General features: G+C 65.9%; 19 protein-coding genes. 14 read left to right on the forward strand and 5 right to left on the reverse strand.

Going from position 1 to position 17,333, the window contains the following annotated elements; translation table 11 throughout:
• Positions 1 to 13: 13 nt before the first annotated feature.
• The 13 genes from Q0P59_RS14575 (at position 14) to Q0P59_RS14635 (ending at position 11,667) form a co-directional block, all read left to right on the forward strand.
• The gene (locus Q0P59_RS14575) at positions 14 to 658 is read left to right on the forward strand and encodes a fumarylacetoacetate hydrolase family protein (RefSeq protein WP_295007523.1); all 645 of its coding nucleotides are present in this window, start codon (positions 14 to 16) and stop codon (positions 656 to 658) included.
• Complete coding sequence (locus Q0P59_RS14580) at positions 655 to 1,416, forward strand: fumarylacetoacetate hydrolase family protein (RefSeq protein WP_295007525.1); 762 nt, start codon at positions 655 to 657, stop codon at positions 1,414 to 1,416. The genes Q0P59_RS14575 and Q0P59_RS14580 overlap by 4 nt, the downstream gene beginning before the upstream one ends.
• Before the next feature lie 19 nt (positions 1,417 to 1,435).
• Positions 1,436 to 2,890 carry a 5-carboxymethyl-2-hydroxymuconate semialdehyde dehydrogenase gene (gene hpaE / locus Q0P59_RS14585; RefSeq protein WP_295007527.1) on the forward strand — a complete coding sequence of 485 codons (1,455 nt, stop codon included), beginning with the start codon at positions 1,436 to 1,438 and terminating at the stop codon, positions 2,888 to 2,890.
• Positions 2,891 to 2,893: 3 nt separating this feature from the next.
• Complete coding sequence (gene hpaD, locus Q0P59_RS14590; protein ID WP_295007529.1) at positions 2,894 to 3,742, forward strand: 3,4-dihydroxyphenylacetate 2,3-dioxygenase; 849 nt, start codon at positions 2,894 to 2,896, stop codon at positions 3,740 to 3,742.
• A 69-nt stretch (positions 3,743 to 3,811) separates the two neighbouring features.
• The gene (gene hpaD / locus Q0P59_RS14595; protein ID WP_295007531.1) at positions 3,812 to 4,708 is read left to right on the forward strand and encodes a 3,4-dihydroxyphenylacetate 2,3-dioxygenase; all 897 of its coding nucleotides are present in this window, start codon (positions 3,812 to 3,814) and stop codon (positions 4,706 to 4,708) included.
• Between the two features lie 19 nt (positions 4,709 to 4,727).
• Positions 4,728 to 5,123, forward strand: a complete 396-nt coding sequence (locus tag Q0P59_RS14600; protein WP_295007533.1) for a 5-carboxymethyl-2-hydroxymuconate Delta-isomerase — start codon at positions 4,728 to 4,730, stop codon at positions 5,121 to 5,123.
• Between the two features lie 17 nt (positions 5,124 to 5,140).
• A complete protein-coding gene (gene hpaH, locus Q0P59_RS14605; protein ID WP_295007535.1) occupies positions 5,141 to 5,944 on the forward strand; it encodes a 2-oxo-hept-4-ene-1,7-dioate hydratase in 804 nt (267 codons plus the stop codon).
• 15 nt (positions 5,945 to 5,959) lie between these two features.
• A complete protein-coding gene (locus Q0P59_RS14610; RefSeq protein WP_295007537.1) occupies positions 5,960 to 6,757 on the forward strand; it encodes an HpcH/HpaI aldolase/citrate lyase family protein in 798 nt (265 codons plus the stop codon).
• 131 nt (positions 6,758 to 6,888) lie between these two features.
• Complete coding sequence (locus Q0P59_RS14615; protein WP_366090875.1) at positions 6,889 to 8,346, forward strand: NAD-dependent succinate-semialdehyde dehydrogenase; 1,458 nt, start codon at positions 6,889 to 6,891, stop codon at positions 8,344 to 8,346.
• Position 8,347: 1 nt separating this feature from the next.
• Entirely contained in the window at positions 8,348 to 9,544 is a 1,197-nt protein-coding gene (locus Q0P59_RS14620; RefSeq protein WP_295007541.1) for a Bcr/CflA family multidrug efflux MFS transporter, read from the forward strand.
• A gap of 27 nt (positions 9,545 to 9,571) precedes the next feature.
• Entirely contained in the window at positions 9,572 to 9,964 is a 393-nt protein-coding gene (locus tag Q0P59_RS14625; protein WP_295007543.1) for an MAPEG family protein, read from the forward strand.
• A 22-nt stretch (positions 9,965 to 9,986) separates the two neighbouring features.
• Positions 9,987 to 11,249 carry an MFS transporter gene (locus Q0P59_RS14630; RefSeq protein WP_295007545.1) on the forward strand — a complete coding sequence of 421 codons (1,263 nt, stop codon included), beginning with the start codon at positions 9,987 to 9,989 and terminating at the stop codon, positions 11,247 to 11,249.
• Positions 11,239 to 11,667 carry a heme-binding protein gene (locus Q0P59_RS14635; protein ID WP_295007547.1) on the forward strand — a complete coding sequence of 143 codons (429 nt, stop codon included), beginning with the start codon at positions 11,239 to 11,241 and terminating at the stop codon, positions 11,665 to 11,667. Before Q0P59_RS14630 ends, Q0P59_RS14635 begins: the two co-directional genes overlap by 11 nt.
• A gap of 1 nt (position 11,668) precedes the next feature.
• Here the strand turns inward: Q0P59_RS14635 and Q0P59_RS14640 are convergent, their stop codons facing one another.
• Together Q0P59_RS14640 and Q0P59_RS14645 are read right to left on the reverse strand one after the other, a co-directional pair.
• Positions 11,669 to 12,994, reverse strand: coding sequence for a type II toxin-antitoxin system HipA family toxin (locus Q0P59_RS14640; protein ID WP_295007549.1), 1,326 nt, complete (start codon positions 12,992 to 12,994; stop codon positions 11,669 to 11,671).
• Between the two features lie 2 nt (positions 12,995 to 12,996).
• Complete coding sequence (locus tag Q0P59_RS14645; protein WP_295007551.1) at positions 12,997 to 13,275, reverse strand: helix-turn-helix transcriptional regulator; 279 nt, start codon at positions 13,273 to 13,275, stop codon at positions 12,997 to 12,999.
• A gap of 221 nt (positions 13,276 to 13,496) precedes the next feature.
• Between Q0P59_RS14645 and Q0P59_RS14650 the strand changes: the two genes are divergently transcribed.
• Positions 13,497 to 14,678, forward strand: a complete 1,182-nt coding sequence (locus Q0P59_RS14650; protein WP_295007553.1) for an acetylornithine transaminase — start codon at positions 13,497 to 13,499, stop codon at positions 14,676 to 14,678.
• Between the two features lie 70 nt (positions 14,679 to 14,748).
• On the opposite strand, the gene Q0P59_RS14655 is transcribed toward Q0P59_RS14650, so the two are convergent.
• The 3 genes from Q0P59_RS14655 to Q0P59_RS14670 form a co-directional block, all read right to left on the reverse strand.
• Positions 14,749 to 15,291: an isochorismatase family protein gene (locus Q0P59_RS14655; protein ID WP_295007555.1), complete on the reverse strand. Its 543-nt coding sequence runs from the start codon at positions 15,289 to 15,291 to the stop codon at positions 14,749 to 14,751.
• Between the two features lie 102 nt (positions 15,292 to 15,393).
• A complete protein-coding gene (locus tag Q0P59_RS19690) occupies positions 15,394 to 16,710 on the reverse strand; it encodes an ATP-binding cassette domain-containing protein (RefSeq protein WP_366090873.1) in 1,317 nt (438 codons plus the stop codon).
• A gap of 14 nt (positions 16,711 to 16,724) precedes the next feature.
• The coding region (locus Q0P59_RS14670) for an ATP-binding cassette domain-containing protein (RefSeq protein WP_295007557.1) at positions 16,725 to 17,333 on the reverse strand (609 nt) is incomplete at its 5' end.

Below are 17,333 nucleotides of genomic sequence, written 5' to 3' on the forward strand. Positions count from 1 at the left end.
GAGTCTTCACAGCATGATCAAACAGAAAGTCAGCGGCACGGTGTACGGCGTCATCCTCAATGACAACGCATCGCTGCAAAAAATCGGTTCCCTCGACGAGGCACCCTACAAGGGCGCGCCCAAGGCGCCGGTGCTCTATATCAAGCCGGCCAACACCCGCGTCGCCTGCGGTTCCGCGGTCGAGCTGCCGGCCGGGGCGGACAGCGTCGAAGTCGCCGCCACCATCGGCCTGGTCATGGGTCGCGCCGCCGGCCGCCTGGCCGCCGGCAACGCGCTGGATGCCGTGGCCGGCGTCGTGCTCGCCGCCGACCTCAGCCTGCCGCACGCCAGCTACTACCGCCCGGCCATCCGCGAGAAGTGCTTCGACGGCGCGCTGCCCGTTTCCTCGGTCAAGCCGCTGGCCGACCTGGCCGGCCTGGTGCTGACCACCGAGATCGACGGCGAGGTGGTCGATAGCCGTTCGCTGAACGACCTGGTCCGCTCGCCGGCCAGGCTGCTGGCCGACGTCACCGAATGGATGACGCTCGCCCAGGGCGACGTGCTGCTTGTCGGCATCCGCTACCAGGCGCCGCAGGCCAAGGCCGGCAGCGTCGTGTGCATCGGCGCCGAAGGTCTCGGCAGCCTGCAATTCACCATCGTCCAGGGAGCACAAGCATGAAGCACGGACGCATCGCGTATCAGGGCGCCGTTCACCAGGTGACCGAAGCCCGGGGCAAGGTTCGCCTGGCCGATGGCCGTCTTCTGAACGAAGGCGACTTCCAGTGGCTGCCGCCGGTCGAGGTCGGCACCGTCTTCGCGCTCGGCCTGAACTATGCCGACCACGCCAAGGAACTCGCCTTCAAGGCGCCGGAAGTGCCGCTCGTCTTCCTCAAGGGGCCGAACACCATCGTCGGCCACAAGGCGCAGACCCGCCGCCCGGCCGACGCCACCTACATGCACTACGAGTGTGAGCTGGCCGTGGTCATCGGCAAGACCGGCAAGAACGTCAAGAAGGCCGACGCCATGGGCATGGTCGCCGGCTACACGGTGGCCAACGACTACGCCATCCGCGACTACCTGGAAAACTTCTACCGCCCCAACCTGCGCGTCAAGAACCGCGACGGCTGCACGCCGCTCGGCCCGTGGCTGGTCGATGCCGCCGACGTGCCGAACCCGATGGCACTCAAGCTGACGACGCGGGTCAACGGCAAGACGACGCAGGAAGGCACGACGGCCGACATGATCTTCGACATCCCGACGCTGATCGAATACCTGTCGTCCTTCATGACCCTGAACCCGGGCGACGTGATCCTGACCGGCACGCCGGAAGGCCTGGCCGATGTGAAGGCCGGCGACGTCATCGAAACCGAGGTCGAAAACGTCTGCTGCCTGGTCAACACCATCGTCGACGACGCCACCTATTTCGCCAACGCTTAAGAGAAAGCGAGAACAGCCCATGATCAAGCACATCATCAACGGCGAAAAAGTCGCCAGCAAGGAAGTCTTCGAGACCATCAACCCGGCCACCGGCGAGGTCATCGACACCGTCGCCAGCGGCGGCCAGGACGAAATCAACGCCGCCGTCGCCGCCGCCAAGGCCGCCTTCCCGGGCTGGGCCGCGACGCCGGTCAAGGAGCGCGCCCGCCTGGTGCGCCGCCTGGGCGAGCTGATCGCCGCCAACGTCGAGCCGATCGCCGACATGGAAACCGCCGACTGCGGCCAGGTTACCAACCAGACCAAGCGCGTGCTGATCCCCCGCGCTTCCGACAACTTCAACTACTTCGCCGAGCTGATCCAGCACATGCACGGCGAAACCTACGATTCCGACACCGGCCACCTGAACTACACGCTGTGGCAGCCGGTTGGCGTCTGCGCGCTGATCTCGCCGTGGAACGTGCCGTTCATGACCGCCACCTGGAAGACCGCGCCCTGCCTGGCTTTCGGCAACACCGCCGTGATGAAGATGTCCGAGCTGTCGCCGCTGACCGCCAACCGCCTCGGCGAACTGGCCCTCGAGGCCGGCATCCCGGCCGGCGTCTTCAACGTCGTCCATGGTTTCGGCGACAAGGCCGGCGAGCCGCTGGTGTCGCATCCGGATGTGCGTTCGATCTCCTTCACCGGCTCGACCGCCACCGGCAACCGCATCGTCAAGGCCGCCGGCCTGAAGAAGTTCTCGATGGAGCTGGGCGGCAAGTCGCCGTTCATCATCTTCGACGACGCCGACTACGAACGCGCCCTCGACGCCGCCATCTTCATGATCTTCTCGAACAACGGCGAACGCTGCACCGCCGGTTCGCGGATCATCGTCCAGGCCGGCATCTACGACAAGTTCGTCGCCGATTTCGCCGCCCGCGCCTCGCGCCTGACGGTCGGCGACCCGATGGACCCGAACACCGTGATCGGCCCGATGATCTCCAAGGGTCACATGGACAAGGTCAATTACTACATCGAGCTCGGCAAGCAGGAAGGCGCCAAGGTCGTCGCCGGTGGCGGTACGCCGGTCGTTGCCGACAAGTTCAAGAACGGTTTCTGGGTGCAACCCACCGTCTTCGCTGACGTCGACAACAAGATGCGCATCGCCCAGGAAGAAATCTTCGGCCCGGTGCCCTGCATCATCCGCTTCAAGACCGAAGAGGAAGCCGTCGCCATCGCCAACGACACCATCTACGGCCTGTCGTCGTACTTGTGGACCAACAACACCGGCCGCGCCATCCGCCTGGCCAAGGCCATCGAGTCGGGCATGACCTTCGTCAACAGCCAGAACGTCCGCGACCTGCGCCAGCCCTTCGGCGGCTCCAAGGCCTCGGGTACCGGCCGCGAAGGCAACCACTACAGCTACGAAGTGTTCTGCGAAGCCAAGAACATCGCCGTGTCGTACGGCAGCCACCACATCCCGCGCTGGGGAGTCTAAGCCATGGGCAAACTCGTACTCGCCGCCAAGATCACCCACGTTCCGTCGATGTACCTGTCGGAAATGGACGGGCCGCACAAGGGCTGCCGCCAGGCGGCCATCGACGGCCACAAGGAAATCGCCCGCCGCATGCGCGAAGCGAACGTCGACACCATCGTCGTCTTCGACACGCACTGGCTGGTCAATTCCGGCTACCACATCAACTGCGCGCCAGCGTGGGAGGGCATCTACACCTCCAACGAGTTGCCGCACTTCATCAAGAACATGCCGTTCTCGTACGAAGGCAACCCGGCCCTCGGCCATGCCATCGCCGAGGTGGCGACTGCCGCCGGTGTGCACACCCGGGCCCACGATGCGACCAGCCTGGCGCTGGAGTACGGCACGCTGGTCCCGATGCGCTACATGAACGAGGACAAGAAGTTCAAGGTCGTCTCGATCTCCGCGCTGTGCACCGTGCATAACCTGGCCGACTCCATCGCCCTGGGCCGTGCCGTGCGCCAGGCCATCGAGCAGAAGTTCGACGGCAACGTCGCCGTGCTCGCTTCCGGCTCGCTGTCGCATCGCTTCGCCCAGAACGGCGTTTCCGAGCAGTTCCTGCACAAGGTCTGGGACCCGTTCCTGGAAACCGTCGATCACCACGTCGTCGAGCTGTGGAAGAACGGCGACTGGAAGACCTTCTGCGGCATGCTGCCCGAGTACGCGGTCAAGTGCCACGGCGAAGGGATGATGCACGACACGGCGATGCTGCTCGGCGTGCTCGGCGCCGAGGACTACCAGGGCAAGGCGGAAGTGGTCACGCCGTATTTCGGTTCGTCCGGCACCGGCCAGATCAACGTCGTCTTTCCCGTCTGACAATAGAGCGTAAAGCCATCGACAACCCGACAGAGAAACTCTAATCCATAGACCAAAGGAGACAGATTCATGGGTGAAATCGTCATGGCCATCAAGTGCACGCACGTGCCGTCGATGCTTATTTCCGAACAGCCGGGCCCGGCGCACGGCTGCCGCCAGGCCGCCATCGATGCCGAGCGCGAACTCGGCCGCCGTGCCGCCGAACTGGGGGTCGACACCTTCATCGTGTTCGACACGCACTGGCTGGTCAACGCCGGCTACCACATCAACAACAACGCGGTGCACAAGGGCAACTACACCAGCCACGAGTTCCCGCACTTCATCCAGGACCTGCCCTACGAATTCCCGGGCAACCCGGAGCTGGGCGACCTGATCGCCGAGGAAGCCACAGCCATGGGCGTCAAGACGCGCGCCCACCGGGTGCCGTCGCTCGATCTCGAATACGGCACCATCCTGCCGATGCGCTACATGAATCCGGAAGGCAGGATCAAGGTCGTCTCGATCGCCGGCTGGAGCACCTTCGGTTCGCTGGAGGAGTCGCGTATCCTCGGCGAGGCGCTGGCCAAGGCCGTCGCCCGCAGCAATTGCCGGGTGGCCATTGTTGCGTCCGGCTCGATGTCGCACCAGATCTGGGAAAACCGCCTGGTCGAGCAGGGCTTCAACAGCATCAGCCGCGAATTCAACAAGCAGGTCGACCTGCGCGCCCTGCAACTGTGGGAAGGCGGCGAATGGGCCACCTTCCTGCGCATGCTGCCCGAATACGCCCAGTACTGCACCGGCGAAGGCAAGATGCACGACACCGCCATGCTGTTCGGCGCCATCGGCTGGGACCAGTACGAAGGCAAGGCGGAAGTCGTCTGCCCCTACTTCGAAAGCTCGGGCACCGGCCAGGTCGTCGTCAATCTGCCGGTCGCCGGTATCCCGCCGCTGACCCGCGGCGTCGGCATGGAAATGCCGGTTTCCTGATTCACGCAAGGAGCGAGGAATGCCCCATCTGATCTATGAAATCACCGACAACCTCGATACGGCGGAAGCCGACATCAAGGGCTTGTTGCAGAAATCCAACCAGGTGCTCATCGAGCAGGGTGGGGTATATCCGACCGGGGGCATCCGCTCCCGCGTCATCTGGCTCAAGGACTACTGCGTCGCCGACGGCGCCCAGTCCAGCGACGCCTTCGTGCATGCGACGCTGAAGATCGGCGCCGGGCGTTCGGACGAGGCCAAGAAAAAGACCGGCGACGAGTTGTTCGCGATGCTGAGCGACCACTTCGCCGCCTTCTTCGGGCGCCACGGCCTGGCGCTGTCCATGGAGATCGCCGAGTTCAGCGAGGCCGGCACCTGGAAGAAAAACAACATTCACCCCCGCTACAAGAAGAACTGACAGAGAGGAGAGTCACCATGCTCAGCCAAGACATCATCGAAGCAGCCGCCCGTCGCCTGCACGAGGCCGAAAAGGCCCGCCAGCCGGTGCGCCAGATTTCGCTGGACCACCCGGAAATCACCATCCCCGACGCCTACGCCATCCAGAAGGCCTGGGTGCAGATGAAGCTGGCCGAGGGCCAGAAGATCGTCGGCCACAAGATCGGCCTGACCTCGCGCGCCATGCAGATGTCGTCGCAGATCAACGAGCCGGATTTCGGCACGCTGCTCGACGAGATGGTCTACAAGGACGCCGCCGAGATTCCCTGCTCGCGCTTCATCGACCCGATGGTCGAGGTCGAGCTGGCCTTCATCCTCAAGGACCGCCTGGAAGGCGAGAACGTCACCATCTTCGACGTGCTGTCGGCCACCGACTACGTGACCCCGGCGGTCGAGATCATCGACGCCCGCTGCCACCGCATCGACCCCGAAACCAAGCGGCCGCGCAAGGTGATGGACACCATCTCGGACAACGCCGCCAACGTCGGCATCATCCTCGGCGGTCGCCCGATCAAGCCGCTCGATATCGACCTGCGCTGGGCCGCCGCGCTGCTCTACAAGAACGGCATCATCGAGGAAACCGGCGTCGCGGCCGGCGTGCTGAACCACCCGGCCAACGGCATTTCGTGGCTGGCCAAGAAGTTCGCGCCGCACGGCGTGGCCTTGGAACCGGGGCAGATCATCCTGGCCGGTTCCTTCACGCGGCCCGTCAAGGTCGTGCCGGGCGATACAATCCATGTCGATTACGGCCCGCTGGGCAATATCAGCGCCCGCTTCGTCTGACCAGGAACCCGCCCCATGGACATGCCCCTCAACGCCTTCAAGCGCGCCCTCGCCGCCGGTGAAACCCAGATCGGCCTCTTTCTCGGCATGGCCAACGCCTATGCCGCCGAAGTGGTCGCCACAGCCGGTTTCGACTGGCTGCTGATCGACGGCGAGCACGGCCCCAACGACCTGCGCTCCATCATCGAGCAACTGCAGGTGCTCGGCCAGTACCCGGTGCGGCCGGTAGTGCGCACCGTCGATCACGACGTCGCGCGCATCAAGCAGCTGCTCGACGGCGGCGTGCAGACGCTGATGGTGCCGATGGTCGAAAGCGCGGCGGATGCCGAAAAACTGGTCCGCGCCATGCGCTATCCGCCGCACGGCATCCGCGGCGTCGGCACGGCGCTGGCCCGCGCGGCACGCTGGAACGGTGTCGACGGCTATTTCGCCAAGGCCGACCAGGAAATGTGCCTGATCGTACAGATCGAATCGACGGCCGGGCTGGCCGGGCTTGATGCGATCCTGCGCGTGGAAGGCGTCGATGCGGTGTTCATCGGGCCGTCGGACCTTGCCGCGTCGATGGGCTACCTGGGGAATCCGGGGCATCCGGAGGTCAAGGCCGCCGTCGAGGGGGCGATCCGGAAGATTGCCGCTGCCGGCAAGGCGGCTGGGGTCTTCTCGGCCGATCCGGTGGCGGCGGAGGCTTATCGGCAGATCGGGGCGAGCTTCCTGCTGGTTGGGGTGGATGCGCTGTTGTTGCGGAATGCTTCCGTTGCGCTGGCGGACAAGTTCAAGTCGGCTGGGGCGGCGCAGAGCGGTGCTGCGTACTGATGGGCGTGTCGCCTTTTCGACCGTTGTTTTCCGCCCTCAAGGCGGAAAGCAGCGCTTGAAAGCCGCAACCAACACCGACATAACCTGAATACGCTCAAACACGAACACCCCAAGAACACCCAAGGAGAACAATCATGCTGTCCCTGAAAGACCCGAACCTCCTCCGTCAAGCCTGCTACATCAACGGCGCCTGGACCCCCGCCGACAACGGCGAGACGATCGCCGTCACCAACCCTGCCACCGGTGACACCATCGCCACCGTCCCCCGCTGCGGCGCCGCCGAGACCGAGCGCGCCATCCAGGCCGCCGACGTGGCGCTCAAAACCTGGCGCGAAACCACCGCCGCCGAGCGTTCGCGCATCCTGCGCCGCTGGTTCGACCTGCTGATGGCCAACCAGGACGACCTCGCCGCGCTGATGACGGCCGAGCAGGGCAAGCCGCTGGCCGAGGCCAAGGGCGAGATCGCCTACGCCGCCGCCTACGTCGAATGGTTCGCCGAGGAAGCCAAGCGCGCCTACGGCGAGGTCATTCCGTCGCCGTTCAAGGACCGCCAGATCGTCGTCACCAAGGAGCCGGTCGGCGTCTGCGCCGCCATCACGCCGTGGAACTTCCCGTCGGCGATGATCACCCGCAAGGTCGCCCCGGCGCTCGCCGCCGGTTGCACCATCATCCTCAAGCCGGCCGAGCAGACTCCGCTGTCCGCGCTGGCCCTGGCCGAACTGGCCGAGCGCGCCGGCGTGCCGGCAGGCGTGTTCAGCGTCGTCACCGGCAAGGCGTCGGCCATCGGCGGGGTAATGACGGCCAGCCCCATCGTCCGCAAGCTGACCTTCACCGGCTCGACGCCGATCGGCCAGTTGCTCATGCAGCAGTGCGCCGGCACGGTCAAGAAGATGTCGCTGGAGCTGGGCGGCAACGCACCCTTCATCGTTTTCGACGACGCCGATGTCGATGCCGCCGTTGCCGGTGCCTTGGCTTCCAAGTACCGCAACGCCGGCCAGACCTGCGTCTGCTCCAACCGTTTCCTGGTCCAGGACGGCATCTACGAGACCTTCGCCGCCAAGCTGGCCGCCGCCGTCGCCGGATTGAAGGTCGGCAACGGCATGGAGGCGGGCGTCACGCAAGGTCCGCTGATCGACGACGCGGCCATCAGCAAGGTCGAGGAACTGGTCAAGGACGCCACCGACAAGGGCGCCCGCGTGGTGACCGGCGGCAAGCGCCATGCGCTGGGCCGCACCTGGTTCGAGCCGACCATCCTGGCCGACGTGACGACCGGCATGGCCGTGGCGAAGGAGGAAATCTTCGGGCCGGTGGCGCCGCTGTTCCGCTTCAAGACCGAAGCCGAGGCGGTGCAGATGGCCAACGATACCGAATTCGGCCTCGCCGCCTATTTCTTCTCCAAGGACCACGGCCGCGTCTGGCGTGTGTCGAAACAGCTCGAATACGGCATGGTCGGCGTCAATACCGGCATCATCTCGACCGAAGTGGCGCCGTTCGGCGGCGTCAAGCTGTCGGGCGTCGGCCGCGAGGGTTCCAGCCACGGTCTGGACGAGTACATGGAAACCAAGTACCTGGCGCTGGGCGGCATCTGACTTGACGCCCTCCGCCCTGAACACGGCCCGCGAGGGCCGTTTCATTTTGCTGCTCGGCGCGCTGGTCGCCTTCGGGCCGCTGGCCATCGACCTTTATTTGCCAGCCTTGCCGGCCATCGCTGTCGGCCTGGCGGCGTCGGCCGAGGCGGTGCAGGCGTCGATCACCGTCTTCCTGGCCGGCTTCGCGGTCGGCATGCTGTTCTACGGGCCGATCTCCGACCGTTACGGCCGCCGCGTCGTGATGCTGACCGGCATTGCGTTGTTCGCGGTGGCCAGCCTGGCCTGCCTGCTGGCCACGGCGGTCGAGCAACTGATCCTCGCCCGCTTCGTCCAGGCGCTGGGCGGCGGCGCGGCCTCTGTGCTGGCCCGGGCCGTGGTCCGCGACGTGTATTCGCCGACCGAGGCCATCCGCAAGCTGTCGCTGATGGCGATGGTGACGGCCATCGCGCCCTTGCTGGCCCCGTTGCTCGGCAGCGCGCTGCTCGCCGGGTTCGGTTGGCGCGGCACCTTCGCCGCCGTGCTGGCCTGGGGGCTGCTCAGCCTGGCGGTGGTCTGGCGCATGCTGCCGGAAACCCTGCCCGCCGAGCGCCGCGGCCAGTTGTCGCTGGCCGCTGCCTTCGCTGCCTACGGCCGGCTGGCCTGCGATCCGGTGGCCATCGGCCTGCTGCTGGCAGGCGGCATGTCCTTCGCCGCGATGTTCGCCTACATCACCGCCAGCCCCTTCTATTTCATCGAATTGCAGCAGCTGTCGCCGGCGGCCTACGGGGCGCTGTTCGCGGCCAACGCGCTGGGTATCTTCGCCGCCAACTACGCCAACAGCCGCCTGGTGAAAAGCCGGGGCGCCGCCGCGATGGCCGGCGTCGGCTGCGTCAGCGGCCTGCTCGGGGCGCTGCTGCTGTGGGCGGCGGTGGCGGCCGGCGATGCGCTGCCGGCGGTCATCGCCGGCTTGTTCGTCGTGGTCGCCATGACCGGCCTGCTCGGCGCCAATTGCGTCGGCCTGCTCATGGCGCGCTATCCGCAGAATGCCGGGGCCGCCGCCGCCCTGTTCGGGTCCAGCCAGTTCGGCTTCGGCATGTGGGCGAGCGCGGCGGTCAGTTACACTCACGACGGCAGCGGCCGGCCCATGGCCTGGGTCATCGTGGCGACCATGACGATCTCGGTGTTCGGCTACCTGCTCTACCGGCGCGCTGCGCGCTGATTCGAACACCGATCGCGAGGCTTATCCATGCATCCTGTCGTCATCCATTGCACCGCTGCGCTGGGCGTGCTGTTGTTCCTGCTCGGCCTGGCGGTGTCGGTCCTGCGCTTCCGCAGCCGCGTCGGTTCCGGCCAGGCGGCGGAAAAGAACGCGCCGCTCAACCGGGTGATCCGGGCCCATGCCAACACGGCGGAGTTCGCCCCGTTCCTGGCGGTGCTGTTCCTCTACTTCGGCTGGCGCGGCCCGTCCGAACTGGCGGTCTGGCTCATCGTCGCGGCTACGGTCTGCCGCTTCCTGCTGGTCATCGGCCTGATCGCCTGGCCGAGCATGTCCCGGCCGAACCCGGCCCGCTTCATCGGCGCGCTCGGCACCTATGTCTGCGGTGCCGCGCTGTCGATCTTGATGGTGGCGGGCGGATGAGGCGGGCGATGCCGTTCGCCGCATGAGCGCGATCGCTCCAAGAACGCGCCTGCCCGCCGGCATGCGGGCGCTGGCGCATCGCAATTTCCGCCTCTATTTCGCCGGCCAGGCGGTATCCATTCTCGGCTCGTGGATCCAGCAGGTGGCGCTCGCCTGGCTGGTCTACCGGCTGACCGGCTCGGCCGCGCTGCTCGGTGTGACCGCTTTCTGCGGGCTGATTCCGCAGTTGCTGGTCGGGCCGCTGGCCGGGGCCTGGATCGACCGCCAGGACAAGAAGAAGTGGCTGATCGGCGTGCAGGCGCTGATGGCCGTGCAGGCCTTCGTGCTGGCCGGGCTGACCTGGGCCGGCTGGATCACGACGCCCTTCATCGTCGCCATGGCCCTGCTGCTCGGCACGCTGAGCAGCTTCGACGCACCGCTGCGCCAGTCGCTGATCGGCAGTTTCGTCGGCAGCCGCGACGACCTGCCCAACGCGCTGGCGCTCAATGCCATGCTGTTCAACTCCGGCCGCTTCGTCGGCCCGCCGATTGCCGGCCTGCTGCTCGGCACCACGTCGGAGGCCTTCTGCTTCGCCATCAACGGTTTTTCCTTCCTGGCGCTGATCGCCGGCATCCTGCTCGTTCGCGGCACGCCGCCGCCGCGCGCCAAGGGCTCGATGGGCGAGGTGTTCAGGGAGGGGCTGGACTACGCCTGGCAGACATGGAGCGTGCGCACCCTGATCCTGACGCTGGTCGCCCTCAACCTGACCGCCTCGACCTACGCCGTGCTGCTGCCGGTCTTCGCCCGCGACGTCTTCGCCGGCGACGCGACGACGCTCGGCTGGCTGTGGGGCGCGGCTGGCTGCGGCGCTTTCCTGTCCACCATCTACCTGGCCACCCGCAAGGCGGTGCCGGCCGTGGTGTCGGCCATCGTCGCCGGGGTGGCGATCAGCACGCTGGCGCTGTTCGCCTTCGCGCTGACCACCTGGCTGCCGCTCGCGCTGGCCGGCATGGTCGGCCTCGGCTTCGGCATCTCGGTGTGCAATGTCGGCATCAACATGGTGCTGCAGAGCATCGCCCCGGAAACGCTGCGTGGGCGCATCGTGTCCTTCTTCACCTCGGCCCGCTTCGGCTTCGACGCGCTGGGCGGCCTGCTCGCCGGCTTCGTCGCCTCCTGGCTGGGGGCGGGGCATACGCTGCTGCTCGAAGGCGGAGCGCTGCTGCTTTTCGTGGTTTTCCTCTTTTCCCGGCGACAGCGCCTGCTGGCGCAGGTCGCCGCCGCTCATGGAGATTCGCATGGACGTTGACATGATCGCCTCGCTCGGCCTCGGTAGCGCCGAACAACTCGCCGACGCAGCACTCTCTGCCGCCAGCGAAGCCGGCGTCAAGATATGCGTCGCGGTCGTCGATCGCGCCGGCTACCCGTTGGTATTCAAGCGCCACCCGGGCGCATACTTCCACGCCATCGACATTGCGCTCGATAAGGCCTACACGGTGGTCAGCTTCGGCCCGGCCACCGCCAAGTGGGACGCCCGCCTGGCCAAAGGCACGGAGATGCTCCGCCACGGCCTGATGCACCGTGACCGCTTCGTCGGCTTCGGCGGCGGTCTACCGGTCAAGCACGAAGGCGTGCTGGTCGGGGCGATAGGCGTTTCAGGTGGCAGCGAGGCTCAGGATGTGCAGTTCGCCGAGGCGGCGCTGGCGAGGTTGGCTGCCGGCGGGTGATTCATGTCTGTAAGCCGCCGTGGTTGCGCATCCCGCTGAATACGGCTTCTGCTACATCCATGGGGAAGTCTGCCGGCAACAGCTTGTCCACCTCGCCAATCACGAATTCCGTGGCCTCAATCACTTCCTCTATCAAGCGCTCCGCTGCCGCCGCTCCTAGCCCGACCTGCTGTGCCTGGGCCAGCCAGTGCCGGCGCTGGATTTTCTCGATCAGGTAGTAATTGGTGCTGCCACGCACGGCCATGGCCAGTTTGGCTTTGTGCGGGGCAATCCGGTTCTTGCCTGTCCCGATCACCGGATGGGCAGAAAGCACGTCGTAGATTGGCGTGGCACGGTAGCGGCCGCCGGGGAGGTGGGCGATGCTGAAGTTCTTGCCATGGCCGTCGGTGGCGGCCAGCAGCCAGAAAATGATCTGGGTTTTGAAGAAGTTGTTCCGATCCTGGTCGGCATTCTCCGAACCGAGCAGCACGTCCATGATGTGGGCGATGCCCGGGCCGCCGTCCGACTGGTATTTGCGTAGTGGCGATGTACCCGTTGCCTGGCACATGTCTTCCTGGGGCCGGCGGACGATCCAGCTGCCATCGCTGGCCAGGCTGCGGTCGAAGCGTTCGACGACAAGGGCTTTCTGATCCTCGAAATGCTCGATTTCGCAGCGTGCGATAGGGATTCCGTAAGCCGCCATGATTTTCGCGCACAACCATTCGTTCTCTACCGAGGTACGCATGTCGGCCTGCATGTGGCCGACCAGGCCCAGCGGCAGCTTGAAGATGTGGGTGGTCGGGGTGCTGCCATGAGGCAGCAGCCATTGGCCTGCATGGCGGAGCAGGGCAGTTTTTTCCTGCGCGCCGGCGATCGACAGCCGCAGATCGGCGTCGTGATCCAGTTGCCCCAGGGCTTGAGCCGAGGTGGCGTTGCGCAGTCGCTGCGCGATCCCTGCCGTAGTCAGTGCCTCGCCGTTGATTGCGTAGAGGTCCGACGGCGTCTCGCCTTCTGGGAGGAGTTGGATTGCACCCGCACAGTCCCGGCCCAGTTTGGCCAACAGTTGGAAGGGTGCGGTGCCGCCCGCTTGGTAACGTTGCGCCAGGCGGCGGCGAATGGCGTCGTTGTCGGGCAGCAGGTTGTCGAAATAGTCGGTGACGATTTGGCCCTGGTAGGGCGTATTGCCCGGTACGAAGGGCAGCGACAGGGAGAGAGGCCGGGATTGCTCGTGCGTGAGCCATTCCGGGAGGTAGGCCAGGCGTTCGCCTTGCCGAGTCGTTTCCCAGTAGCCCACCGGGATGCCGTTCATCCAGATGTTCAGCCTTTGCGTCTTGGCACGGCGTCCCATGCTTACCAACTTTCCTTCTGAGCACTTGGCGGAATGGCCGAGGGCTTGGTCTTGCCGGTTGCCGGCGAGGTTTCGTTCAGTGAAATCTCGACATCCAGCAGGCGCAGTACCGTATGGAGCCGCTCCAAGGTAGCAGTCGCTGGATTGGCTTCGAAATGGGCATAGCTTTGCTGAGTAATCCCCAACCTTTCGGCCATGGCTGCCTGGGTCAGTCCCTTTTCCTTGCGAAAGCCCTTGAGGATCAGCGGGAGCTGGCTGAGGGTCTTGATGGGATAAATCACTTTTGCCTCCGTTCATCGCACCTGTGGCAATACAGGTAATGGGCTGTAAATTGCAATAACAGTCTATTGTTTGTAGGCTGTATTTACAAGCTGTGGGTTGTAAATACAGCCTGTGGCTGCCGATGATCGCCTGATCGTGCCCCGCGCTTCTGACGAAGGCGTGCGTAATTCGGTAACATCGCACCTTTATCTTTACCGCTTCACTCCACGGAAAGCTCACCATGCAATACGGCGCGTACTCGACCGATTCCCTGATGACCATCACCAGCCGTCCCGAGCTCGTTTTCGAGCGCGGCGAAGGTTCGTGGCTCTACGACCATCAGGGCAAGCGCTATCTCGATTTCATCCAGGGCTGGGCGGTTAACTGCCTCGGCCATTGCCCGCCGGAAATCACCGCCGCGCTGACCGCGCAGGCCGGCAAGCTGCTCAACCCCAGCCCGGCCTTCTACAACGGTCCGATGGTCGAACTGGCCGGATTGCTGACGGCCAACTCCTGTTTCGACCGCGTCTTCTTCGCCAACACCGGCGCCGAGGCCAACGAAGGGGCGATCAAGCTGGCCCGCAAGTGGGGCCAGCTGAACCGCGACGGCGCCTTCGAGATCGTCACCTTCGGCCATTCCTTCCACGGGCGCACGCTGGCCACCATGTCGGCCTCCGGCAAGGCCGGCTGGGATACGATCTTCGCGCCGCAGGTGTCGGGCTTCCCGAAGGCGGTCTATAACGACATCGCCTCGGTCGAGGCGCTGATCGGCCCGAAGACCGTCGCCGTCATGCTCGAACCGGTGCAGGGCGAGGGCGGGGTGATCCCGGCCGACCTCGAATTCCTCAAGGCGCTGCGCGCGCTGACCGCTGCGCACGGCATCCTGCTCATCGTCGACGAGGTCCAGACCGGCGTCGGCCGTACCGGCAAGCTGTTCGCCCACGAGCACGCCGGCATCGAACCCGACATCATGACCCTCGGCAAGGGCATCGGCGGCGGCGTGCCGCTGGCCGCGCTGCTCGCCCGCGAGGCCATCTGCTGCTTCGTGCCGGGCGACCAGGGCGGCACCTACAACGGCAACCCGCTGATGACGGCGGTCGGCGTCGCGGTCGTCCAGCGCATGCTGGCCCCCGGCTTCCTGGCCGAGGTCGAGGCCAGCGGCCAATACCTTTCCCGCTGCCTGCTCGAACTGTCGGCCAAACATGGCTTGCAGGGCGAGCGTGGCTCGGGCCTGCTGCGCGCGCTGATCCTCGACGACGAGCGCGGTCCGGACATTGTCCGTCGCGGCCTGGAACTGGCACCGACAGGCCTGCTGCTCAACGCGCCGCGCCCGAACCTGCTGCGCTTCATGCCGGCGCTCAACGTCAGCGCGGCGGAAATCGACCAGATGATCGACCTGCTCGACGGCTTGCTCAAGAAATAATGACCGGGGCCGGCGCGGCAGCGCCGGTCGCGGCGATTCCCCCGCGCTGATCCGGGGGGCGGCTGCCGCCTCAGCGGATGAAGCGTTTCAGGATGTCGCGGAACAGCGGCGTATTGGCGCGTTCGAGCCATTCGAAGGCGACCATTTCGCGGCTGACGATGGTCGCCCCGTTCTGCTGCATGCGCTGCAAGGCGAGTTCCTTGTCGCGCGGCCGGCGCGAACCGACCGCTTCATCGACGACAAACACCTCGCGCCCGGTGGCCAGCAGGTCGAGCACGGTTTGCAGGACGCAAACGTGGGTTTCCATGCCGGCGACGATCCATTGTTTGCGCTCGGCATTGGGGGCCTGCAGCAAGGCTCCTTCGCTGACCGCGGAAAAATGTTCCTTGTCGACGATGGCTTCCGGAGTGAAGCGCTGGCGCAGCCGTTCATCGGTGACCCCGATGCGGCCGGGGCAGTGTTCCGTGGCCAGGGCCGGGATGCCCATCGCCTGCGCCACGTCGAGCAGCCAGGCGGTGTGGGCGAGCACCGATTCGCCGCCGTCGATGGCGGGCAGCAGGGCGCTCTGGATATCGACGACGAGCAGCAGGGATCGCTGGGCTTGAATACGCATGTCGGGCTCTCACGGTGATGAGGCATTATGCGCCAGGGGGCGATGAACCGACAGGGGCGCAAGGGGGGGAGGGGAAACCGCCGGAGCGGTTTCCCCGTGGGCTTACATCCCGAGGTAGGCGGCCCGGACCTGCTCGTTGCTGATCAGCTCCTGGCCGGTGCCGGTCAGCGTGATGTTGCCGGTTTCCAGCACGTAGCCGCGGTCGGCGATGGCCAGCGCGGCGAAGGCGTTCTGTTCGACGAGGAAGATGGTCATGCCCTGGGCCTTCAGTGCCTTGACCACGTTGAACACTTCCTCGACGAGCAGCGGCGCGAGGCCCATCGACGGTTCGTCGAGGAGCAGCATCTTCGGGCGGCCCATCAGGGCGCGGCCGATGGCCAGCATCTGCTGCTGGCCGCCGGACAGCGTGCCGGCCGGCAGGGCGCGCTTTTCCTTGAGGATGGGGAACATCGCGAAAACCTTCTCCATGTCGCCGTCGACCTGGCTTTTCGGCTGGGTGTAGGCGCCCAGGCGCAGGTTGTCCTCGATCGACAGCGGCCCGAAGACCTGGCGGCCTTCCGGGCTCTGGCAGATGCCGCGGCGCATGCGCAGGTCGGAACGCAGTCTGGAGATGTCCTCGCCGTCGAACATGATCTGCCCGCCGCTCATCGGCTGCACGCCGGAGAGGGTGCGCAGGAAGGTGGTCTTGCCGGCTCCGTTGGCGCCGACCAGGGCGACCAGTTCGCCCTTGCGGACTTCGAGGTCGATGCCCTTGAGCGCCTTGATGCGGCCGTAGCAGCTTTCCATGCCCTTGACCGAGAGCAGCACGTCGCCGCCGGCGGGGGCGGCGCCGGGCTGCAGGGTGCCGGCGCTGTGGGCGCCGAGGCCGATGGATTCGGGTGCCAGGCTGGCGATGCGGTGGAACAGCTCGCGGAATTCGGCGCGGGCCTTGCCGCCGAACAGCGGGTCTTCGTTGTCGAGGAAGGCCTTGTCGATCTCGGCCCAGTCTTCAGCGGTGAGGACGTCGCGGGCCAGCGGCATGGCGTCCTTCTCCTCGCTGCGGATATGGCCCTTGAGGCCTTGCGTGTAGTTGCGCAGGGCGCTGGTGAAGGCGGCGTTGTTGTCGCCGCCGCCGGCCGCCGCGGCCAGCTTGGCGCGCAGCTCGCGAAGCAGTTCGGGGCCGTTCCGGTGCTCGGCCTGCAGGCGGTCGAGGATGGCGGCGGCCTCGGCGGAGCGCTGGCGCAGCAGGCGGAACAGGAATTCGTCCTCCTTGGCGTGGTGGGCGCGGTCCATGAACTGTTCGATGTAGTCGAAGACCGACGAGAAGAAGGGGGCCTCGACCTTGCCGCCGGCGTCGATCTCGTCGGCGACCATGTCGAGGGTGGTGGCGATGCGCCACAGGTTCTGGTGTTCTTCGGTGATGATGCGCAGGGATTCCATGTTTTCTCCTCTTCTTATGCATGAGCGCCGAGATAGGCGGCAATCACATCCGGGTTCTTGCGGATTTCCTCTCCCGTGCCTTCGGCCAGCTTCTTGCCGTAGTCGAGGACGAGGATGCGGTCGGAGAGGTTCATGACCATCTTCATGTCGTGCTCGACGAGCACGACGGTGACGCCGGAATCGGCGATCTTGCGCACCAGGTGGTCGACCTCGATGGTCTCCTTGGGGTTGAGGCCGGCCGCCGGCTCGTCGAGGAAGATCAGGCGCGGCTTCATGGCCAGGGCGCGGGCTATCTCCAGGCGCTTCAGGGCGCCGTAGGACATCGCGTCGGCGCGGGCCTCGACGTACTGGCCGAGGCCGACGAAGTCCATCAGCTGCGCCGCTTCGGCACGCAGTTCGCGGTCGCCTTTCTTGAGCCCCGGGAAACGCAGCGCGGCCTTGACCAGGTTGCGGTCGAGGCGCAAGTGAGCGCCCACCATCACGTTCTCGACGGCGCTCATGTTCAGGCAGATCTGCAGGTTCTGGAAGGTCCGGGCGACACCGCGCTGGGCCAGCTGGTTGGGCGACTTGCCGTGGATGGCCTCGCCGTCCAGCTTGATCTCGCCGGTGGTCGGCTTATAGAC

The organism is uncultured Dechloromonas sp., assembly GCF_945957265.1.
Taxonomy (GTDB): Bacteria; Pseudomonadota; Gammaproteobacteria; order Burkholderiales; family Rhodocyclaceae; genus Azonexus.